This is a genomic window from Sorangium sp. So ce302 (genome assembly GCF_051530145.1).
Lineage (GTDB): Bacteria > Myxococcota_A > Polyangia > Polyangiales > Polyangiaceae > Sorangium > Sorangium cellulosum_B.
Window position 1 is genome coordinate 7,049,846 of the sequence record NZ_CP150326.1, and the last position, 16,154, is coordinate 7,065,999.

The 16,154-nt window shown below is 67.5% G+C and carries 13 protein-coding genes; 2 read left to right on the forward strand and 11 right to left on the reverse strand.

What is annotated here, in order from left to right; genetic code table 11:
- Positions 1 to 6 precede the first annotated feature (6 nt).
- Entirely contained in the window at positions 7 to 747 is a 741-nt protein-coding gene (locus tag WME73_RS26670) for a hypothetical protein (protein WP_437739202.1), read from the forward strand.
- A gap of 33 nt (positions 748 to 780) precedes the next feature.
- Here the strand turns inward: WME73_RS26670 and WME73_RS26675 are convergent, their stop codons facing one another.
- From WME73_RS26675 to mazG, 8 genes are all read right to left on the reverse strand, one after another.
- The gene (locus WME73_RS26675) at positions 781 to 1,353 is read right to left on the reverse strand and encodes an NADH:ubiquinone oxidoreductase (RefSeq protein WP_437849658.1); all 573 of its coding nucleotides are present in this window, start codon (positions 1,351 to 1,353) and stop codon (positions 781 to 783) included.
- A gap of 176 nt (positions 1,354 to 1,529) precedes the next feature.
- The gene (locus tag WME73_RS26680) at positions 1,530 to 3,002 is read right to left on the reverse strand and encodes a hydrogenase (RefSeq protein WP_437739204.1); all 1,473 of its coding nucleotides are present in this window, start codon (positions 3,000 to 3,002) and stop codon (positions 1,530 to 1,532) included.
- The gene (locus tag WME73_RS26685; protein ID WP_437739205.1) at positions 2,999 to 4,435 is read right to left on the reverse strand and encodes a proton-conducting transporter transmembrane domain-containing protein; all 1,437 of its coding nucleotides are present in this window, start codon (positions 4,433 to 4,435) and stop codon (positions 2,999 to 3,001) included. The genes WME73_RS26680 and WME73_RS26685 overlap by 4 nt, the downstream gene beginning before the upstream one ends.
- Positions 4,432 to 5,064, reverse strand: coding sequence for a hypothetical protein (locus WME73_RS26690; RefSeq protein WP_437739206.1), 633 nt, complete (start codon positions 5,062 to 5,064; stop codon positions 4,432 to 4,434). The genes WME73_RS26685 and WME73_RS26690 overlap by 4 nt, the downstream gene beginning before the upstream one ends.
- Complete coding sequence (locus WME73_RS26695; RefSeq protein ID WP_437739207.1) at positions 5,061 to 5,984, reverse strand: respiratory chain complex I subunit 1 family protein; 924 nt, start codon at positions 5,982 to 5,984, stop codon at positions 5,061 to 5,063. The genes WME73_RS26690 and WME73_RS26695 overlap by 4 nt, the downstream gene beginning before the upstream one ends.
- Positions 5,981 to 7,957, reverse strand: a complete 1,977-nt coding sequence (locus WME73_RS26700; RefSeq protein ID WP_437911355.1) for a proton-conducting transporter transmembrane domain-containing protein — start codon at positions 7,955 to 7,957, stop codon at positions 5,981 to 5,983. Before WME73_RS26700 ends, WME73_RS26695 begins: the two co-directional genes overlap by 4 nt.
- A gap of 79 nt (positions 7,958 to 8,036) precedes the next feature.
- On the reverse strand, positions 8,037 to 8,432 hold the full coding sequence (locus WME73_RS26705) for a hypothetical protein (RefSeq protein ID WP_437739209.1): 396 nt from the start codon (positions 8,430 to 8,432) through the stop codon (positions 8,037 to 8,039).
- A gap of 407 nt (positions 8,433 to 8,839) precedes the next feature.
- Complete coding sequence (gene mazG / locus WME73_RS26710; protein WP_012237435.1) at positions 8,840 to 9,694, reverse strand: nucleoside triphosphate pyrophosphohydrolase; 855 nt, start codon at positions 9,692 to 9,694, stop codon at positions 8,840 to 8,842.
- Between the two features lie 157 nt (positions 9,695 to 9,851).
- Here mazG and WME73_RS26715 point away from each other — a divergent pair, with 157 nt between their 5' ends.
- On the forward strand, positions 9,852 to 11,066 hold the full coding sequence (locus WME73_RS26715) for a hypothetical protein (RefSeq protein ID WP_437911356.1): 1,215 nt from the start codon (positions 9,852 to 9,854) through the stop codon (positions 11,064 to 11,066).
- Between the two features lie 313 nt (positions 11,067 to 11,379).
- Here the strand turns inward: WME73_RS26715 and WME73_RS26720 are convergent, their stop codons facing one another.
- The 3 genes from WME73_RS26720 to WME73_RS26730 all read right to left on the reverse strand — a co-directional run bounded on the left by WME73_RS26720 (position 11,380) and on the right by WME73_RS26730 (position 16,079).
- Positions 11,380 to 12,300 (reverse strand): transposase, encoded by a 921-nt coding sequence (locus WME73_RS26720; protein ID WP_437739211.1) that lies wholly within the window; start codon positions 12,298 to 12,300, stop codon positions 11,380 to 11,382.
- Between the two features lie 437 nt (positions 12,301 to 12,737).
- Positions 12,738 to 13,916, reverse strand: a complete 1,179-nt coding sequence (locus WME73_RS26725) for a cytochrome P450 (protein ID WP_437911357.1) — start codon at positions 13,914 to 13,916, stop codon at positions 12,738 to 12,740.
- A gap of 864 nt (positions 13,917 to 14,780) precedes the next feature.
- Complete coding sequence (locus WME73_RS26730) at positions 14,781 to 16,079, reverse strand: flavin-dependent oxidoreductase (protein WP_437911358.1); 1,299 nt, start codon at positions 16,077 to 16,079, stop codon at positions 14,781 to 14,783.
- Positions 16,080 to 16,154 lie beyond the last annotated feature (75 nt).

Genomic DNA, 16,154 nt, shown 5'->3' on the forward strand with positions numbered 1-16,154 from the left:
GGACTCGTGGAAGACCATACCAAATCTTCGGCGGCGAACGTCTGCCGCGACAGAAGTCATTCCTCCGTAGATGGGCGCGCGGCCGGATCACTGGCAGGTGCCGTCGCGCAGGCGCTGCGAGCGGGGCGCAGCCCCAGAAATCACGACTTCGACCGCTTCCTTCCTGACGAGCTACGCCGCGTCTCCGCTCAGTTCTGGACGCCGATCGAGGTCGCTGTTCGCGCGGCCCAGTGGCTGGACGAGCTCGACGTTCGCACCATCGTCGATGTCGGGTCGGGCGCCGGCAAGTTCTGCGTGGCGGCGGCGCTGGCCGGACGCAGCCACTTCACGGGGATCGAACAGCGACCTCGGCTCGTCATGGCGGCGCGCAGCCTCGCGCGGGTCTACGAGATCGAGGACCGCGTTTGTTTCGTCGAAGCCGCCCTGGGGAGAGCGGAAGTTCCTCGCGCGGACGCATACTACTTCTTCAACCCGTTCGGCGAGAATCTCTTCGGACGAGAAGACCACCTCGATGAAGACGTCGAGCTGGGCGTCGATCGATACCAGCGCGACACTGCGGCCGCCGAAGAGCTCCTCAACGAGGCGCCACTCGGGACCTATCTCCTGACGTACAACGGATTCGGCGGGCGGGTACCGGACAGCTATGACGAAGTCCGCATCGATCGAGAGCTCCCAAACGTCCTGCAGATGTGGCGGAAGGCGCGCCTCGTGGCTGCCGGTCCGTGTCTACGTGCGGATGAGCTCTGATCACCACGACGACGCGTGACCCACCGTCGCGCATCACGCGATCCCGAGCAGATCGAGTATCGCGTTCACGAAGGTGAGCGGGTGCGGTGGACATCCAGGGACGTAGAGTGAAGGGCCGACGCTCTCCAGGAAGCCGCGGTCGACGCCCGCGGCGCCGTCGTAGAGCCCCCCGGAGATGGCGCAGGCCCCCACGGCAACGATGAACCGCGGTTCGGGCATCGCATCCCAGGCCAGTTGAACCGCCTCCTTCATGTTGCGCGTGAGCGGACCTGTCAGGACGAGCGCATCCGCGTGCCGCGGAGAAGCCACCCACTCGATCCCGAACCGCTGCACATCGAAGTTGACGTTGGTGACGGCGTTCAGCTCGAGCTCACAGGCGTTGCAGCCGCCGGCCGAGACCTGGCGCATCTTCAGAGACCGCCCGAACAACCTCGAGAACGCCGCGGAAGCACGGACCCGCGCGATCTCCTCTTCGCCCTCTCGAACCGTGAGATCAAAGGGCTCGTTCCCGCCCATCCTTGGCTCCGGCGTGAACTCGATCTTCGCCTCGGGGCAGCCCTCCGCGCAGGCGTTGCAGAAGACGCAGCGGCCCAGATCGAGCGTCACCGGAGCCAGCCGGATGGCCTGGGTCGGGCACGCGTCACGGCACGCGCTGCAATCGGCCGCGCACGGGTCGCGACGGATCCTCGGGCGACCGCGAAGCCCGGTCGGCGTTGCCTTGCGGAGATCCGCGATAACCTGCGTGCCCTGGGAGGCACGTACACGGAGCGACAAAAACATCTTCATAGATCGTTCCCGCAGTAGGAGAGGTCGAAGCTCTTGTTGCAGATCGGGAAGTCCGAGATCTCGTTGCCGCGCACCGCAAGGGCGAGGCCCATCCAGTTGCGGAGTGATGGATCCTGGACTTTGTAATGGACCACCTCACCGCGCGCGCCGGTTTCGATGCAGTGGACGACCTCTCCACGAAAGCCCTCGACGAGCGAAATGGCGAGCTGGTTCGGCGCGAGCTCGCCGATCGATAGCCGCGGGCGCTCCCAGTTCGCGTAGAGCGCGATGACGGCCGACATCCACGACAGGGACGCTTCGATCTCCGCGATGCGGACACACGCACGCGCCCAGCAGTCGCCGTCCGGCAAGACGGCGGGCTGGATGGGCACGACGCTGTACGCCCCGTCCTCCATGAGGTGGCGCGCGTCGAGCTCGATCCCCGAGGCGCGCGCGGCCAGTCCGACGAGCCCGAGCTCCCGCGCTTGCGCGGTCGTCAACGTTCCCGTGGAACGCAGACGGTGCTGAACCGTTCGTGCCAGGAGAAAGCAATCGTTGATGATCGGCAGATCTGCTTGAAGCAGGTCGAGGTTCGCTCGAATGTCAGGCAGCGTCTCCGGCGGCAGCCGCATCCGGACTCCACCTGGACGTAGCGCTCCTTTGCCGAAGCGGCTGCCACATAGCCGCATCATCGTGTTGATCGCCGTGGTTCGGAGTCGGCCGTACGTCGTCGCTCCCTGCAGAAATCCGACGTCCGCCGCCATCCCGGCGAGCGTCGATAGGTGCATCGCGACCCGCTCGAGCTCGAGGGCGACCGCCCTCGCGAGCTCGATTTCGATGTCCAGCCGGCATCCCGCGAGGCTCTCGAGGGCGGAGCAGTGCGCCCATGCGTGAGCGACGCTGGTATCTCCCGCGATGGTCTCGATGAGCGGGGTCAGGCTCCGCGGGTCACGCTCGAGAAGGCGGCGTTCGACGCCACGGTGCTGATGACCGAGATGGATCTCCAAGTGATGCACCTGCTCCCCGAGGCACATGAAACGAAAGGAGCCGGGCTCGATCACCCCGGCATGGATGGGGCCGACAGCGACCTCGTGCACCTCCTTCCCTTCAATCTTGTAGAACGGGTGCGAGCTCATCGCCGATTGCTCCTGCCCCTCGTAGCGGATCGGCTTGAGCCACGGATGTCCGGCGATCCGCACGCCGGTCTGCTCGTGGAGCTCGCGCTCGAAGCAGTGAAGCGCGGCGTGCTCTGTCGTCATCTCGTGGTACCCGCGCGCCGCGGCCACCTCGGTCCTCGATACGTGCAGGGAACGGTCTGACGCCTGAAGCACCGCCGTGACCGCGACACGGTCGACGTCGCGCCTGCCATACAGCGTGACCACACGCATGTCCGCGCGGAGCTGCTTCAAGAGCTCGTCGCGCCACGGTCCCGGCTCGAGCCTCGGGATCGCGCCGACGGCGACCTGGTGGACGGTCATCGATGCCTTCACGGCCCCTCCAGGCATACAGCCACCTGTGCGAGCAGCGAGTTGATGGGCGGCGGGATGTAGACGCCCAGCACGACCAGCGCGACGAGGAACCCGAGCTTGGGCAGGGCGACCGGCAGCGTCTGCCGAGGCCAGCTGCGCTGCCTCGTGGGTTCACCCCAGATCATCGGAAACACCGCTCGCCCCGTCGCCACGAACGTCATCGTGATCAGCACGCAGAAGGCGGCGAAGACGAGCATCTGCCCTGAGCCGACAAGGGCAGACAGGATGAGAAGCTCTCCGAGAAAGCTGCCGAACGGGGGGAAGCCGAGCAGAGCGAAGGTGCCGACCATCAAGAACCCACCGCTGTACGGGAGGTCCTCGATGAGGCCCGATATCGCTCGCGTGTCCTTGGTATGATAGTGAGCCTTGATCGTGCCCGCCGTGAGGAAGAGGATCGCCTTGATGAAAGCGTTGCTCAGGACGTAGAGCAGAAGTCCGTAGGACGCTGACTTGCCGACGCCGAGGCCGATCGCGATCACTCCGGCGTGGTTGATCGACGCATAAGCGATGAGACGCTTCAGGTTGCGAGTCGCTATGATGCCGACCGTCGACACGATCACCGAGACGATGCCCATCGTGAGGAGCTCGCCCGCCAGAAGCGCCGCATGGGTCGGTCGGAGCACCTGAACGACGCGGAAGAGCGCGACGAGGACGCAGTTGAACTGGATGGCGCCGAGGAGCGCCGCGACGGCCGGCGGGGCTTCGTCGTAGGCCTCCGGAAGCCAGCTGTACATCGGCGCGAGGCCGAGCTTGGTGCCCAGCCCGAGGAGCGCCAGCGCGGCCCCGAGCTTCGTCCAGCTGTTCACCGGGATCGCGGAAGGCGCGAGGAGGCGATCGAGGAAGAACGTCGGAGCCTGGCCGCCGGACTCGAGCCCGCGCCCGAGGCAGATGAAGCCGACGAGGAGCACGCCGAGCCCGACGGACGAAAAGAGCAGGTAGCGCCATGACGCGCGATGGGACGCGGGTATGCCGGGTCGCACGATGAGGGGCGCGGCCGCGAGGGTGGTCGCCTCGAGGGCGATCCAGAGCAACACCAGGTGATTCGCGAGCAGCACCGTGTTCGCTGCAGCCAGGAACAACAGAGCCAGCCACACGAACCGCGCGATGTCCTGGCGGAGCGCCGGGGTCGTGTACACCCGATGCATCACGTAAAGGGAGATGCCGAGGAAGATCGAGTCCACGACGGTCGTGAAGAGCCGTGAAGTCGCGTCCACGCGAAAGAACCCCCCGAGGAGGCCCGGGACGTCGGGGGGCATCGCGGCTCCCATGATCGCGAGGGCGGTCGTGATCGCAGAAGCGCCGACCAGGACCAGCGTGGCTCGCTCGCGGGCGGCGCGCGCGATGAGCGCCACGGATGCCAGCGCTGGAAGCAGGACGAGGGCGATCGAGCTCATAACGTGGGCCCCTCCACGGGGCTCTCGGGCTGCGCGACGGTGCTCGCGCCGAGCATCTTGAGATACCAGCGATAGAGTGCGATCGTCACCGCGACGACGGCGACCTGACCGAGCTGAATGGCGAGCATGTCATGCTCATGCGCACCGCTGAGCTCGAACAGGGCGATCGCGTTCTCGATGCGAAGAACACCCACCATCTGGCTGAACGGACCGGATTGCGTCGATAGCACCAGGAAGCCGAGCAGCACCCCGGCTGCAGCCACCGCGACGAGTGTTCGCCGTTCTCCGTGCTCGGGGACGAGCGATTCGGAGAAGTTGAAGGCGAGGAGGACGATGCCGAGGGCGATCGTCCAAGAGAGCAGGTTCGGCGAGATGACGTCGTTGCGCCTGGGCGCGTTCTGCGATCGAAGCACGCGGTAGAGCGCGATCGGCGCGGCGAGCCCGCGCAGGAGGACCAGATCGCCCAGGGTGACCCAGTCACCCACGGTGTCGAGCTCCGGATTCAGGAGGTACGCCACCCACGCCATCAAGAACCCTTGACAGGACAGGCCGAGCAGGCTCGTCCGCCACGTCGCGACGAACAGGGGGATGAGCAGCACGCCGAGCAGCGTATTCAAGAGAGGGCTCATTCGGGGCCCCCCACCCGCCACACGGTCGCGAGGAGCGCGACGACGCCAGCGGCGAGCGCGACGACGATGTACTGGGGAACAGAGCGTAGCTTCAGCCGGGCTACCAGGGATTCGATCGTGCCAATCACGACGCCGGCCGCGAGGGTCAAGGCGAGGTTCGCGGTGGCGCAGGCCGCGCCGCCGGAGCCCGCCCACGGATTGAGGAGCGTCGCGACGATGGACGCGCCGACGAAGAGCTTGATCGCGGACCCGAGGTGGATGCACGCGAGATCCGGGCCGCTGTGGTCGAGGATCATGACCTCATGCACCATCGTGAGCTCGAGGTGGGTCGTCGGGTCGTCGACGGGCATGCGCGCCGTCTCGACCTGAAGCACGATGAGCATGGCCACGACCGCGGCGCCCCAGACGAGCGCGGGTGCGCCGGCGTGGAGGTGCGGCGCCAGCGCCTCGTGCAGGGTACGTCGGCCCCCGACGAAGCTCAGCGCGCCGGTGACGAGGAACAGCGCAGGCTCGAGGAGCGACGAGAACACGGCCTCCCGCGCTGCGCCCATCCCCTCGAACGAGCTCCCCGTGTCGAGCGCGGCGAGCATGACGGCGACGCGGCCGAGCCCCCACACGTACGCGAACCACACGAAATCGAGCTGGAACGATGCGAGGGGCGTCGAACCGAGAAGAGGCGCGATGAGGGCGGAGCCCACCGCGGTTGCGAGGAACACGTACGGCGCGATCCGGAATAGCGGTGTCGTCGTCGTGCTGTAGACGGACGATTTCCGGAAAAGTCGTCTCACGTCATGGGCCAGCTGAAGGACCGGCGGTCCCTTGCGTCCAGACCACAGCGACTTCACGCGGTTGATCACGCCGGTGAGGACGAACGGCATGACGACGAGCGCGGCGACGTTCGCGAGGCGGGCGATCATCATCGGCCGACCCCTCCGATCACCATCGCTCCGATGATGACGAGCGCGACGAACCCTGCGGAGAACGCGAAGCGCGGCTGTTCTGGGATGCGGTCAAAGGCTTGAGCGATGAAGCTCTCTCCGTGCCCGAGCACCTCGAACATGCGTCGCTCTACGGCGTCGACATGGTGGGTTGAAAGACGGCCGGGCTGCTGCGGGAATGGCCCCTCGGGCAGCCGCTCCCTTCGAAGCGACGGCAAGAATGATGCGAAGATACGCGTGAACTGCTCGGAGAATGAGCTCCCCGTGTACTGCATGCGAGAGGAGGTGGCGGTGGTTCCGCACCCCCATGTGACGCTCCGCCGCGCCGCTAGACCTCGACGCCAGCCGATCACGCCGGCAACGAGCAAGGCGCCGGCAAGCGCGCGGCTCGCCCATGCGAGCGGAGTGAGCAGGGCTGGCAGCGTGCTCGCGCTGGACTCGATGGGAAAGAGCCTCAGCGCGGCGCCTATCGCTGCGATGCCCAGGTCTGGAGCTACGCCGATGGCGACCACGAACGCGGCGTGAATCACCATGGGCCAGAGCATCGAACCCGGCGCGTCCTCGCCGACGTGGAGCCCTGGCTCCCGCGGCATGCCGAGGAATGTGAGGCCGAAGGCCCGCGTCATCGACAGCGCGCTCACCGCGCCGACGAAGGCCAGCGCCGCCGCCGCTGCGATGGTCACCACGCTGCCTTGACTGGAAGGCGCGCGCCCTGCGAGGAGCCCGGCGTAGATCAGGAACTCGCTGACGAAGCCGTTGAGCGGCGGGAGCGCGGAGATGGCCAGGCATCCGATGAGGAAGAGGATGGCCGTCCGCGGGAGGCGCTTCGCAAGCCCGCCGAGCCGCTCGAGATCGACGGTGTGCGCAGCGCGGTAGATCGCTCCAGCGGCGTAGAACAGGAGGCACTTGAACAGCGCGTGATTCAGGATGTGCAGGAGGCCGCCGCCGAAGCCGCACAGGGTCAGCGCAGGGACTCCCCAGGTCCATCCCAGGTATCCCACCCCGAAGCCCATCGCTGCGATGCCGACGTTCTCGGTCGACGAGTACCCGAGCAGGCGCTTCAGATCGCGTTCGGCTGACGTGGAGAGGACGCCGAAGAACGCGGAGAGCGCGCCGAAGCCGAGCACGCTCCATCCCATCCACTCGTCGGGTCGTCCCATGAGCAGCGTGAAGCGGAGAAAGGCGAAGAGGCCGGCCTTGTGGATCACGCCTGACATGAGCGCTGAGATGTGCGCCGGCGCCGCGGAGTGGGCTCGGGGAAGCCACGTGTGAAACGGAAAGAACGCGGATTTCAGCGCGAACGACACCCCGAGGAGCAGGAAGAGCGTCCCCCGCGTCGGGTCCTGGCTCGACAGGAGTTCGCCGAACGCGGCGAAGTCCATGGAGTCGGTCTTGCTGTGGAGCAGCATGAACGCCGCGACGAGGACGAAGAGCCCGACATGGGTTGAAATGAGATAGTTGAAGCCGGCAAAGCGGATCTTCTGGTTGCGGTAATCCCAGATGACGAGCAGCCACGCTGCGAGGGCGGCGATCTCCCATCCCAGCAAGAACACGAGGGCGTTCTGCACCGAGTAGATCAGCACGAAGGACAGGGCGACCATGTTCAAGAGGGCGAAGTGTGGGCCGCCGTTCCTCCCTCGATCGAAGTAGGGGCGAAGGTATCCGACGGCGTAGATCGTGCCGAGCAGCGTCATCGGAAGGGACCACGCGAGGAAGAACGCTCCGAGCGCGTCGACGCGAAACGCCATGCTGTCGATGGGCGTCGGCCAGCGCCACACGATCTCCAGAGCCTCGCCGCCTCGAAGGATGGGGACGGCCCTCGCGAGCACGAGCGCGGCGGCCATCGCTTGCGAGGCGATCGCGGCCGCGCCTCGCGCGCCGTTCGAGCGCAGGCCCAGCGAGAGCGCCGCCCCGACGAGCAGCACGGGCACGCTGAGAAGCAGAGATCCCGTCACCTTGCTGTCCTCCCGCGACGTCTGCTGGCGCGTCGCGCCGCGCCGGCAGGAGGTGAACTCCGTCGAATGATTGAAGCAGTCATATGGACTCCGAATGAGCGTGCGCACGAAGAGCGTCGAGGATGGTCCAGCCAAACGCCGGCTTCGGCAGCACCATGGGTGGCAAGGAGTGGCCGTCTGGTCCCAGCGCGGAGCGAAAGGACTGTGGTGTGCCCGTCACGAGGAGGATGAGGAGCTTCGGTCGCGCGCTCCGCAGCGACGTGATGAACGTCACGATGTCGCCGGGATCGAAGTCGTCGGGAAACAGAACCAGGGCGGTCGCCGCGGGCGCCATCCTGTTCGCGTCGTTCAATGTCCTCTTGCCGTTCGACGCAACCCCGGCCTGGCTGAAGTAGGCATGAAGCGCGTCGATCGTCTCGGGGTTGTCCGCGACGACGGCGACGTGGAGCAACCTGGCGGAGGAGCGGTTTGCCATGGCTGCCCGGGCGTCTAGCAAGCCGTGGGCCGCCTCGCGAAAGGCGCAAGAACCTTGAGGACGTGCCTATCGGGATGGAAGAGCCGACGACCCTTTCGGAGAACAGCGGCACAAAACGACAAATTGTCGCGATAAATGCGAACGGATCACATGAATTTCGTCATGATCAGGCCGCATTTTGATGCGATGGCGCCTACTTGACCGCTCCGAAGGCCAGCCAGGGGAGGCAGCGTCGCGTCGGTCTCGACGCCGTCGGAGCGCCGCTCGCCCGGGGTTGGCCGCTTGTTATGCTGTCGGAGCGCGCCGCTCGACCTGGATTGGCCGCTTGGAGAGGCCGCCTACGTGACGCCGGATGCTGCCGGCATCTCCCCGGCGCGCATCTCGCCAAGACCGTCCGCGCGCCGCGGTCAGGTCTGCCGCTCCGCGCGCTTGGCTTCGTCCCAGTAGCCGTCGAGCTCCTCCAGCGTGAGCGTGTCGTGGGACGCCTTGACAGGCCAGCCCCCGTGCCGCTCAATGACCCGCCGTTCGACGTGATCGAAGCGGCGGGTGAACTTGTCGATCGTCCGACGCAGGGCCCCCTCTGCGTCGACGCCGGCGTGGCGCGCCAGGTTCCCGAGCGCGAAGAGCACGTCCCCGAGTTCCTCCTCGATCGCGGCGGAATCGCCGCCATCGAGGGCCCGATCGAGCTCCCCGAGCTCCTCGTCCACCTTCGCGCGCGAGCCCCGCGCGTCCGGCCAATCGAAACCCACGCGCGCGACCTTCTCGCCTACCCGCTGCGCCCGGGTCAGCGCCGGCAGGCTGCGGGGAACGCCGCCGAGCACGCCGCGGTCCTTCCCCTGCCTCGCCCGTTCGTCCGCCTTGATGCGCTCCCAGTTCTGAAGCACCTCGTCGGCGTTCTCGGCGCTCTCGTCCGCGAACACGTGGGGGTGGCGCCGCACGAGCTTCTCGCAGATCGCAGCGATCACATCGTCCGGCCCGAACGCCCCCTCGGCCCGGGCGAGCTCGGCCTGGAAGACGACCTGGAGCAAGAGATCGCCGAGCTCGGCGCACAGCTCCTTGCGGTCGCCGCCGTCGATGGCATCGATGACCTCGCACGCCTCCTCGAGCACGTAGCGCCTGAGCGTCGCGAAGCTCTGCTCGCGATCCCAAGGACATCCGTCGGGTGCGAGGAGCCGCTGCATCAGCTCGACCATGCGCGGAAACGTACGACCGACCTGCTCGGGGAGCGGCGGGGCCTTCACGGGCTCGAAGGAACGAGGCATGCAGTGCTACTAGCGCAAACCGCCCCCGCTCCGGAAGCAGAGGAAGAGGAAGAGGAGACGATGCAGGGCGCGCTATCGCAGAGCGTCATCCTGGCTTCCGAGGCCGTAGCATGAGAAAAGTACGGAGGGCATCGAGGCTCCGACGACGAGGACGACCATGAAGAGCGCAGGCTATGTGGTGCTGTTCGCGATCGCCGGCTGCTCGCAGGGGGTGTGTCGGAGCATCGGGAGCGCGCCGGGCACGGCGCCGAACCCGGGAGAAGCGGCGGAGGAGCCCGTGACGGCGGCCCTGGTCAACAGCGGCGAGCAGGAGGTGCTGGACGAGGAGATCACCCCGCTGCGCAAGGGCGGGCGCCACCTCATCGCGGAGCCGCCGGACGACGCGGAGGAGGTGACGTACGCCGCATGGATCGCGGCGGCAGGGCTCGCCGCGCAGAACAGGCAGCCGCCGCCGGCCACCCCACCGGGGTTCGCGCTGCGGGCGGTCCGCGAGCGCGACCTGTGGGTGTTGTCCGAGGACGGCACGCGCCGCCGCGGGGCAGCCGCGGTCGTGCTGCGCGTAGGGGCGGCCGTGCCGCTGATCGTCGAGGCGCCGCACACGTTCTTCGATCAGGGAACGCTGCCCGTCGCGCTGGCCATCTTCGAGGCGCAACGGGCGCGCGCGCTGATCGTGAATACGTCGCACCGGTACGGCGGGGGTCCCAACCCACGCGACGCCAGCGCGGACGATGACGGCGCAGAAGGCGGGCGCCCCAACCTGGGTGCCGCTGTCGGGGGCGGGCGCAACCCGGGTCACACCGCGGATGGTGACGAGAGCACGGAAGGCGCTGGTGGCGAGGACGGCGGTGATGAAGACGGCAACACCACGCAGGACGGCCCTCAGGGCACCGGCGGCAGCGCTCGTGGAGATAACCGTGCTTCCCGAGAGCGGCTGATTGCGTCGCTCGCCTCCGCAGACGTAGCCCACGCCGAGCGTTCGTTCTTCCTGTCCGTGCACCGGGCGCTGCTCCAGAGCTTCCCCGGCACGCCCACCGTGCAGCTGCACGGCTTTCAAGACCGTTCGGCTCCGAATGCCGCCATTATCGCCAGCGCGGTGGGACACGGCGCCGCGCTGGACCGGCTGCTCGCCCCTCTACGGGCGATCATCAACGATGGAAAGGTCCTCGCCTACCCCACGGAGATCGATAGGTTGGGGGGTGCCACGAACGTGCAAGCACGCTGGTCGCGTCAGATGGGCGCACCGTTCTACCATGTTGAGATGTCCCGAACGCTGCGCGACAAGCTGATCGTGGATACGGATTTCCGGCGCCGCTTCGCGGCGGCCTTCTCGGGGCTCACAGTCGGAACAAGTCGGATGCGCGACCCGGGTTGACCGCAACGGCATTGTCCTCAGCGACCCGGCGCAACGGATGCCAAGCGCGCGTCCTGCACGGCCAGCCGCTCCAGATCGTCCCAACAACTGGTGAACTATGACGTTCGCTGATCAAACGCAATCAGCGTCACCCGGGGCCGATCCATCCGCGATCGACACCGCAACCCCCGTTCGTGGACGTGCGCGCAGCGCCCTATGAACACTTCGCCCGCCCGCGCCAGCTCCTCCAAACGGATGTTCCCATGAGACGGCAACGACGCGTCGGAGCCGCCCCTTCCTATTCCGCACCGCTGTGAAGCTCGCCACCCGATATCTACACCGTGAGCCCGAAGTCCCTCGTGCTGGCGCCGTGGAACGTGCACATCCACCATGTCCCCGCCGGAAACACCACACTGCGTACCCCGGCGCGCCACCGTTCGAGCGCCGCGCGGTACGACGCGCGAAACGCCCGCACAGCGGCGCCAGCAATTCGTCGTACGTCCCCCTGCTCGCGGCCGACTGCAAAGGTCGGATTGCGTTCACCCAGCGCCTCAAAGCTCGTTACGCGCTCGTACGGGGAGATCTTGGTGACTCGCTCAGCACCAAGAAAACGACGCCCCTGCTGCTGCAGCGCAGAATGGGCCTGCGCCTCCCGTACGTTGAGTTCGACGGCGACCTCGTGGCGAAAGTCATCGACGCTGTCCTGCGCTACCGCCGGCGGCAACGCGAGAGGTAACGTCACTTCCTCGGGCCACTGTGGATTTTCCGGGTCAAGATACGCCACGGGACGCGCCGCTCGCAGCACGCCGCAGCCGAGCTCTCTCACATCGACTTTCGCCCCCGGCCACTCACGCGCATGCCGGACGAGACCAGCGGCTACAGGGTTTGCGAGTACGTAGGCTATTTTTTCCACCACGGCAGCGCGCGTCAGGAGTCGCACGACGCTCGTGGCTTCGTGGTCCCATACCGGTCCTTCCCACGCGCGAAGCACCTTGGTCCCGAGCGCCACAATACGATGAAAGAACTGCAAGAAGCGCGGCAGGACTCCATTCACATCCGTCACGACCAGGTGCAGATGCGTTGACATCGCGCAGAACGCGTGAACCTCGATTCCGAAGCGCGGGGCCGAGACCGCGAGGGCGTATACGAGGAGCTGGGTGATGGCTGCGTCGGGGCGAAAGAGCAGGTGCCGACGCAAGACGCGACGGGTGATCATATAGGTAGCGCCGGGCGCGATCTCGCGGGGGTGGCTCATAGCCCGTCCACATCAACAAACGCTGTGCCAGAGATCGCAGTCAATCATTTCAAGGAATTGCCGCGCCCCGCAGGTGGCGGCTCCTACGCCAGGGGTGGCGGCCGCCATGCCACTCGGATCGCCCTACCTGGGTAGAGTCCACAACCTGGGTCGGCGAGTCAGTCCGAGTCAGTCAGTCAGTCCACAACCTGGGTCGGGTCGCCGCCGCCGCGGCTCGGATCGCGCGCGGCGCGGCGCCGCCGCCGCCGCTCGGATCGCGCGCGGCGCGGCGCGGCTCGGGACCCAACCTGGGTCGGATCGGCCGGGGTCGGATCGGCCGGCGGGGGGCGGCCGGCCGGGGTCGGCGGCGGCGGGGGGTTGGGTCGCGGGTCGGGTCGGGTCCCGGATCGGCGTCAACCAGGGTCGGGCCGCCGCCAACCAGGGTCGGGTCGCGAAAATTACACGAGCAGCGCCGGAATCTGGTCAGGTCCGAACGCGGCAGCGCCGCGCGGCACCGTTGAGAACGTCGGTTGCACGGTCGGATCGGCCCGCAGCTCCGGAAAGCGCTCGAGCAGGAGCGACACGCCGATCCTCGCCTCCATCCGCGCAAGCGGCGCCCCGACACAGTAGTGCGGACCGCCGCCGAAGTTCAGCATCCCCACGGGTCGTCGATGGATGTCGAAGGTCTCCGGTCGCGGGTAGATCTCCTCGTCGTAATGGCGAGCGATCAGCGACAGGTAGAGGATCGTCCCCGCAGCCAGCGTCTCGCCGCCGATCGTCGCCTCACGCTCGACGAACCGCACGATGCCCGCCGTGCTGTTGCACCAGCGGGTCGACTCCTCGATGGCCTGCGGCAGGAGCGAAGGTTGCTCACGCAGCTGGTTCATCGCGTCGGGGTGGGCGAGCAGCGCCACGAGCAGGTTGGCCAGCATCCAGCTGGTCGTCTCGTAGCTGGCGAGGATCAACGTGAGCACGACCCCCTCGCACGCCTCCACGCCGCCCAGCCCCTCCGCGACGATCGCCCGCGCGATCTCGCCGAGCAGCGTATCGCTCGGGTGCGCCACCTCGCGCTCAGCGATCTCCCGGAGCTGCGCTTCCATCGCGGCGTGGGCGCTCCGCCCTTCGGCCACGACGACGGGATCCTGCGGCATCACGACGCTGCGGATCATCTTGCGAATCAGCACGTCATTCTCGGCGATCCGCTCCTCCGGGAGCCCGAAGAGGGCGCTCGTCACGCCCATGGGCATCGACATCGCAAAATCATCGAAAAGATCCGCCCGCTCCTTCTGCACGAGCCGTTCCACGACCCTGCGCGCCACCGGGGTCACGGTCGCCTCCTCGTAGCGGGAGATCACGCGTGGGGAGAGGACCGCGTTGAAGAGCCGCCGCATGCGCGTGTGCGACTCACCGCCAAGCGTCACGAGCGTCCCTTTCATGATCCCGGTGTCGTAGGCCCGGGTGCTGAAGGTCTCGCTGTCGCGCAGCACCGCGGCCACATCGGCCCCGCGGAGTACGACCGGCACGCCGAGTCCCTCGTCGAAATAGACGGAGTGCTCCCTCGCCGCAGCGGCGAGATGGATCCCGAACGCCGAAGGGTCTTTCGAGGTGAAAGAAAATAGATTCTTACGAGGCAGCATACATAAAACTTAGTATTCCATCTCGAAACGCGAATCAAGCCGCTTTGCCATGACTTCGACTGGGACGTAGGTGTGGAAGAGCGGTTATTGCGGACGCTTCTCCCACGTCGGCTTCGCGTGCGGGCCCTGTAGGTGCCCCCCGCCTGGTCTTGGGTCACGCCCGCACCGTCACGCCCGCACCGTCACGCCCGCACCGTGGTTGTGTCGCCGTCGCCCGCACCGTGGTTGTGTCGCTGTTGTCGGCGATCTGCGGTGATCGACGCAGTTGGCGGTCGCCCTACGCACGCCATAGACCGGCGCCTTCATGGCGCTCGATCAGACGGTGACACACCGCGGACGCGCCGAGATCCGTCCATGGTGGTTCGTCGAAGCCCTGGCGACGAAAAGCTGCTCAACTCGGGAGTTCTGCTCGACCCGGGTTGAAGGCAGCGGATATCGCGGATGGAGGCGCCGTGACCCGATCATGGCAGCGAAGCCCGGCCGTCGTCGGGCCGGTCACCGAGAAGATGGATAGATTCCATCGCCTGCCTTGAGAAAGCGCTGGAAGCGGCCAGCAGGCGCGAGCGCATCCGCCATGGACGGTCGCCAGGCCCCATGAGCCGAGCCAGACACGCATCGTGCCCCCGCACCGGCGCCTATGGCAGGAGCACAAAAAACAGAGCGCCCATTCGACGGTGGGGGGAAACCGTCACGGGCGCTCTGCTTGCGTCTCTTGCAGGAGGTGAGCCAAGGACGTCCCTGCCTGATTTCAGATGCTTTTCCTACAGCGACAGACGTGCACCTTTCGGTTGTGGAATCGTAGCTTGCAGCGCTGTGAGCGGAGCGTGGCGGCCTTCGGCCACCGGCTCGCCGGAACCGCGCCGATCAGCTGGAGCCGTTCCGCTCTCCCGGCGCCTCCCGTCCCCCGCCGACGCCCCACGACGGCCGGGCGTTGAGCTCCTCAACGTCGGTTCCAATCATCTCCGTGTAGCTGCGACCCATCGCCTCGAGCTCGTCGCTGCTCAGCACGTCCTCGATCCGGGCGAAGCCCGCCGGCGCTCGCTGCTCTACCATCGAGAGGACCCGGTCGGCGCCCATCGCTCGGTTCGCGAGGACGAGGGAGCTCGTCGGCGGACGGCGCGCAGCTTCATAGGCGGCGAGCGCCTCTTCGGGGGCGCTCGTCTGGGCGAGGTGCCAGGCCAGCACGCGAGCATCGAGGATCGCCTGGGAGGCCCCGTTGGAACCGACAGGGTACATGGGATGTGCAGCGTCGCCGAGCAGGGTGACCCGGCCAGCGCCCCACCACGGCAGCGGATCGCGATCGATCATGGGATACTCGAAGATGACGGGCGCCGCGGCGATGAGCGCCGGAATGTCGAGCCAGGAGAAGCGCCACGCCGCGAAGTGGGGCAGCACGTCTTCCAGGCGTCCGTGCCGGTTCCAGCTCCCCGGCGCGACCGCCGCCCCCTCGTGCAGCCGCACCTCCGCCACCCAGTTGATCGCGGCCCGGCCGCGGAGCTCCGCGCGGCGGGAGATGGGATAAGCGACGAACTTGGCGGTCAGGTTGCTGCCGGCCATGATCATGCTGCGCCCCCCCAGGAACGGCTCGCCCTCGGTCACGCCGCGCCACATGTGAATGCCGTTCCACCTGGGCGGCCCCTCCGCCGGGTGGAGCTGCGCGCGAACCACGGAGTGGATGCCGTCGGCCCCGACAAGCACGTCCGCAGGGACCACGTCGCGCTCACCGGTCCGCCGATCCCGCACCGTGACCTGCACCTCGGACGTCGTCTGCTCGAACCCCTCCACCGCCAGCCCGACGCGCACGCTGGAGGCCCCCAGGCGCCGCTGCACCGCCGCGAGCAACATCAACTGGAGCTCACCACGGTGGATCGACACCTGTGGCCAGCGATACCCGGCGGAGATACCCCGCGGATGGCCCCAGATCCGACCCCCGAACCGATCGTGGTGCACGACCTCGGCGGTCGGGATCCCTGTCGCCACCAGCGCATCGGCGAGGCCAAGCTCCGTCAGCTCTCGCACGGCGTGAGGGAGGAGGTTGATGCCGACACCGAGCGGCCTGATCTCTCGCGCGGCCTCCACAACACACGCATCGATGCCGGCCGCGTGCAGGCTCAAGGCCGCCGTCAGCCCGCCGATCCCCCCGCCCGCGATCAACGCCCGCATCACGCGACGCTCGCACGGCGCGCCGGACGCGGCAACGAGGCTCGTGGCGCCCGCGACCGCGGCGCCGAATCCGGG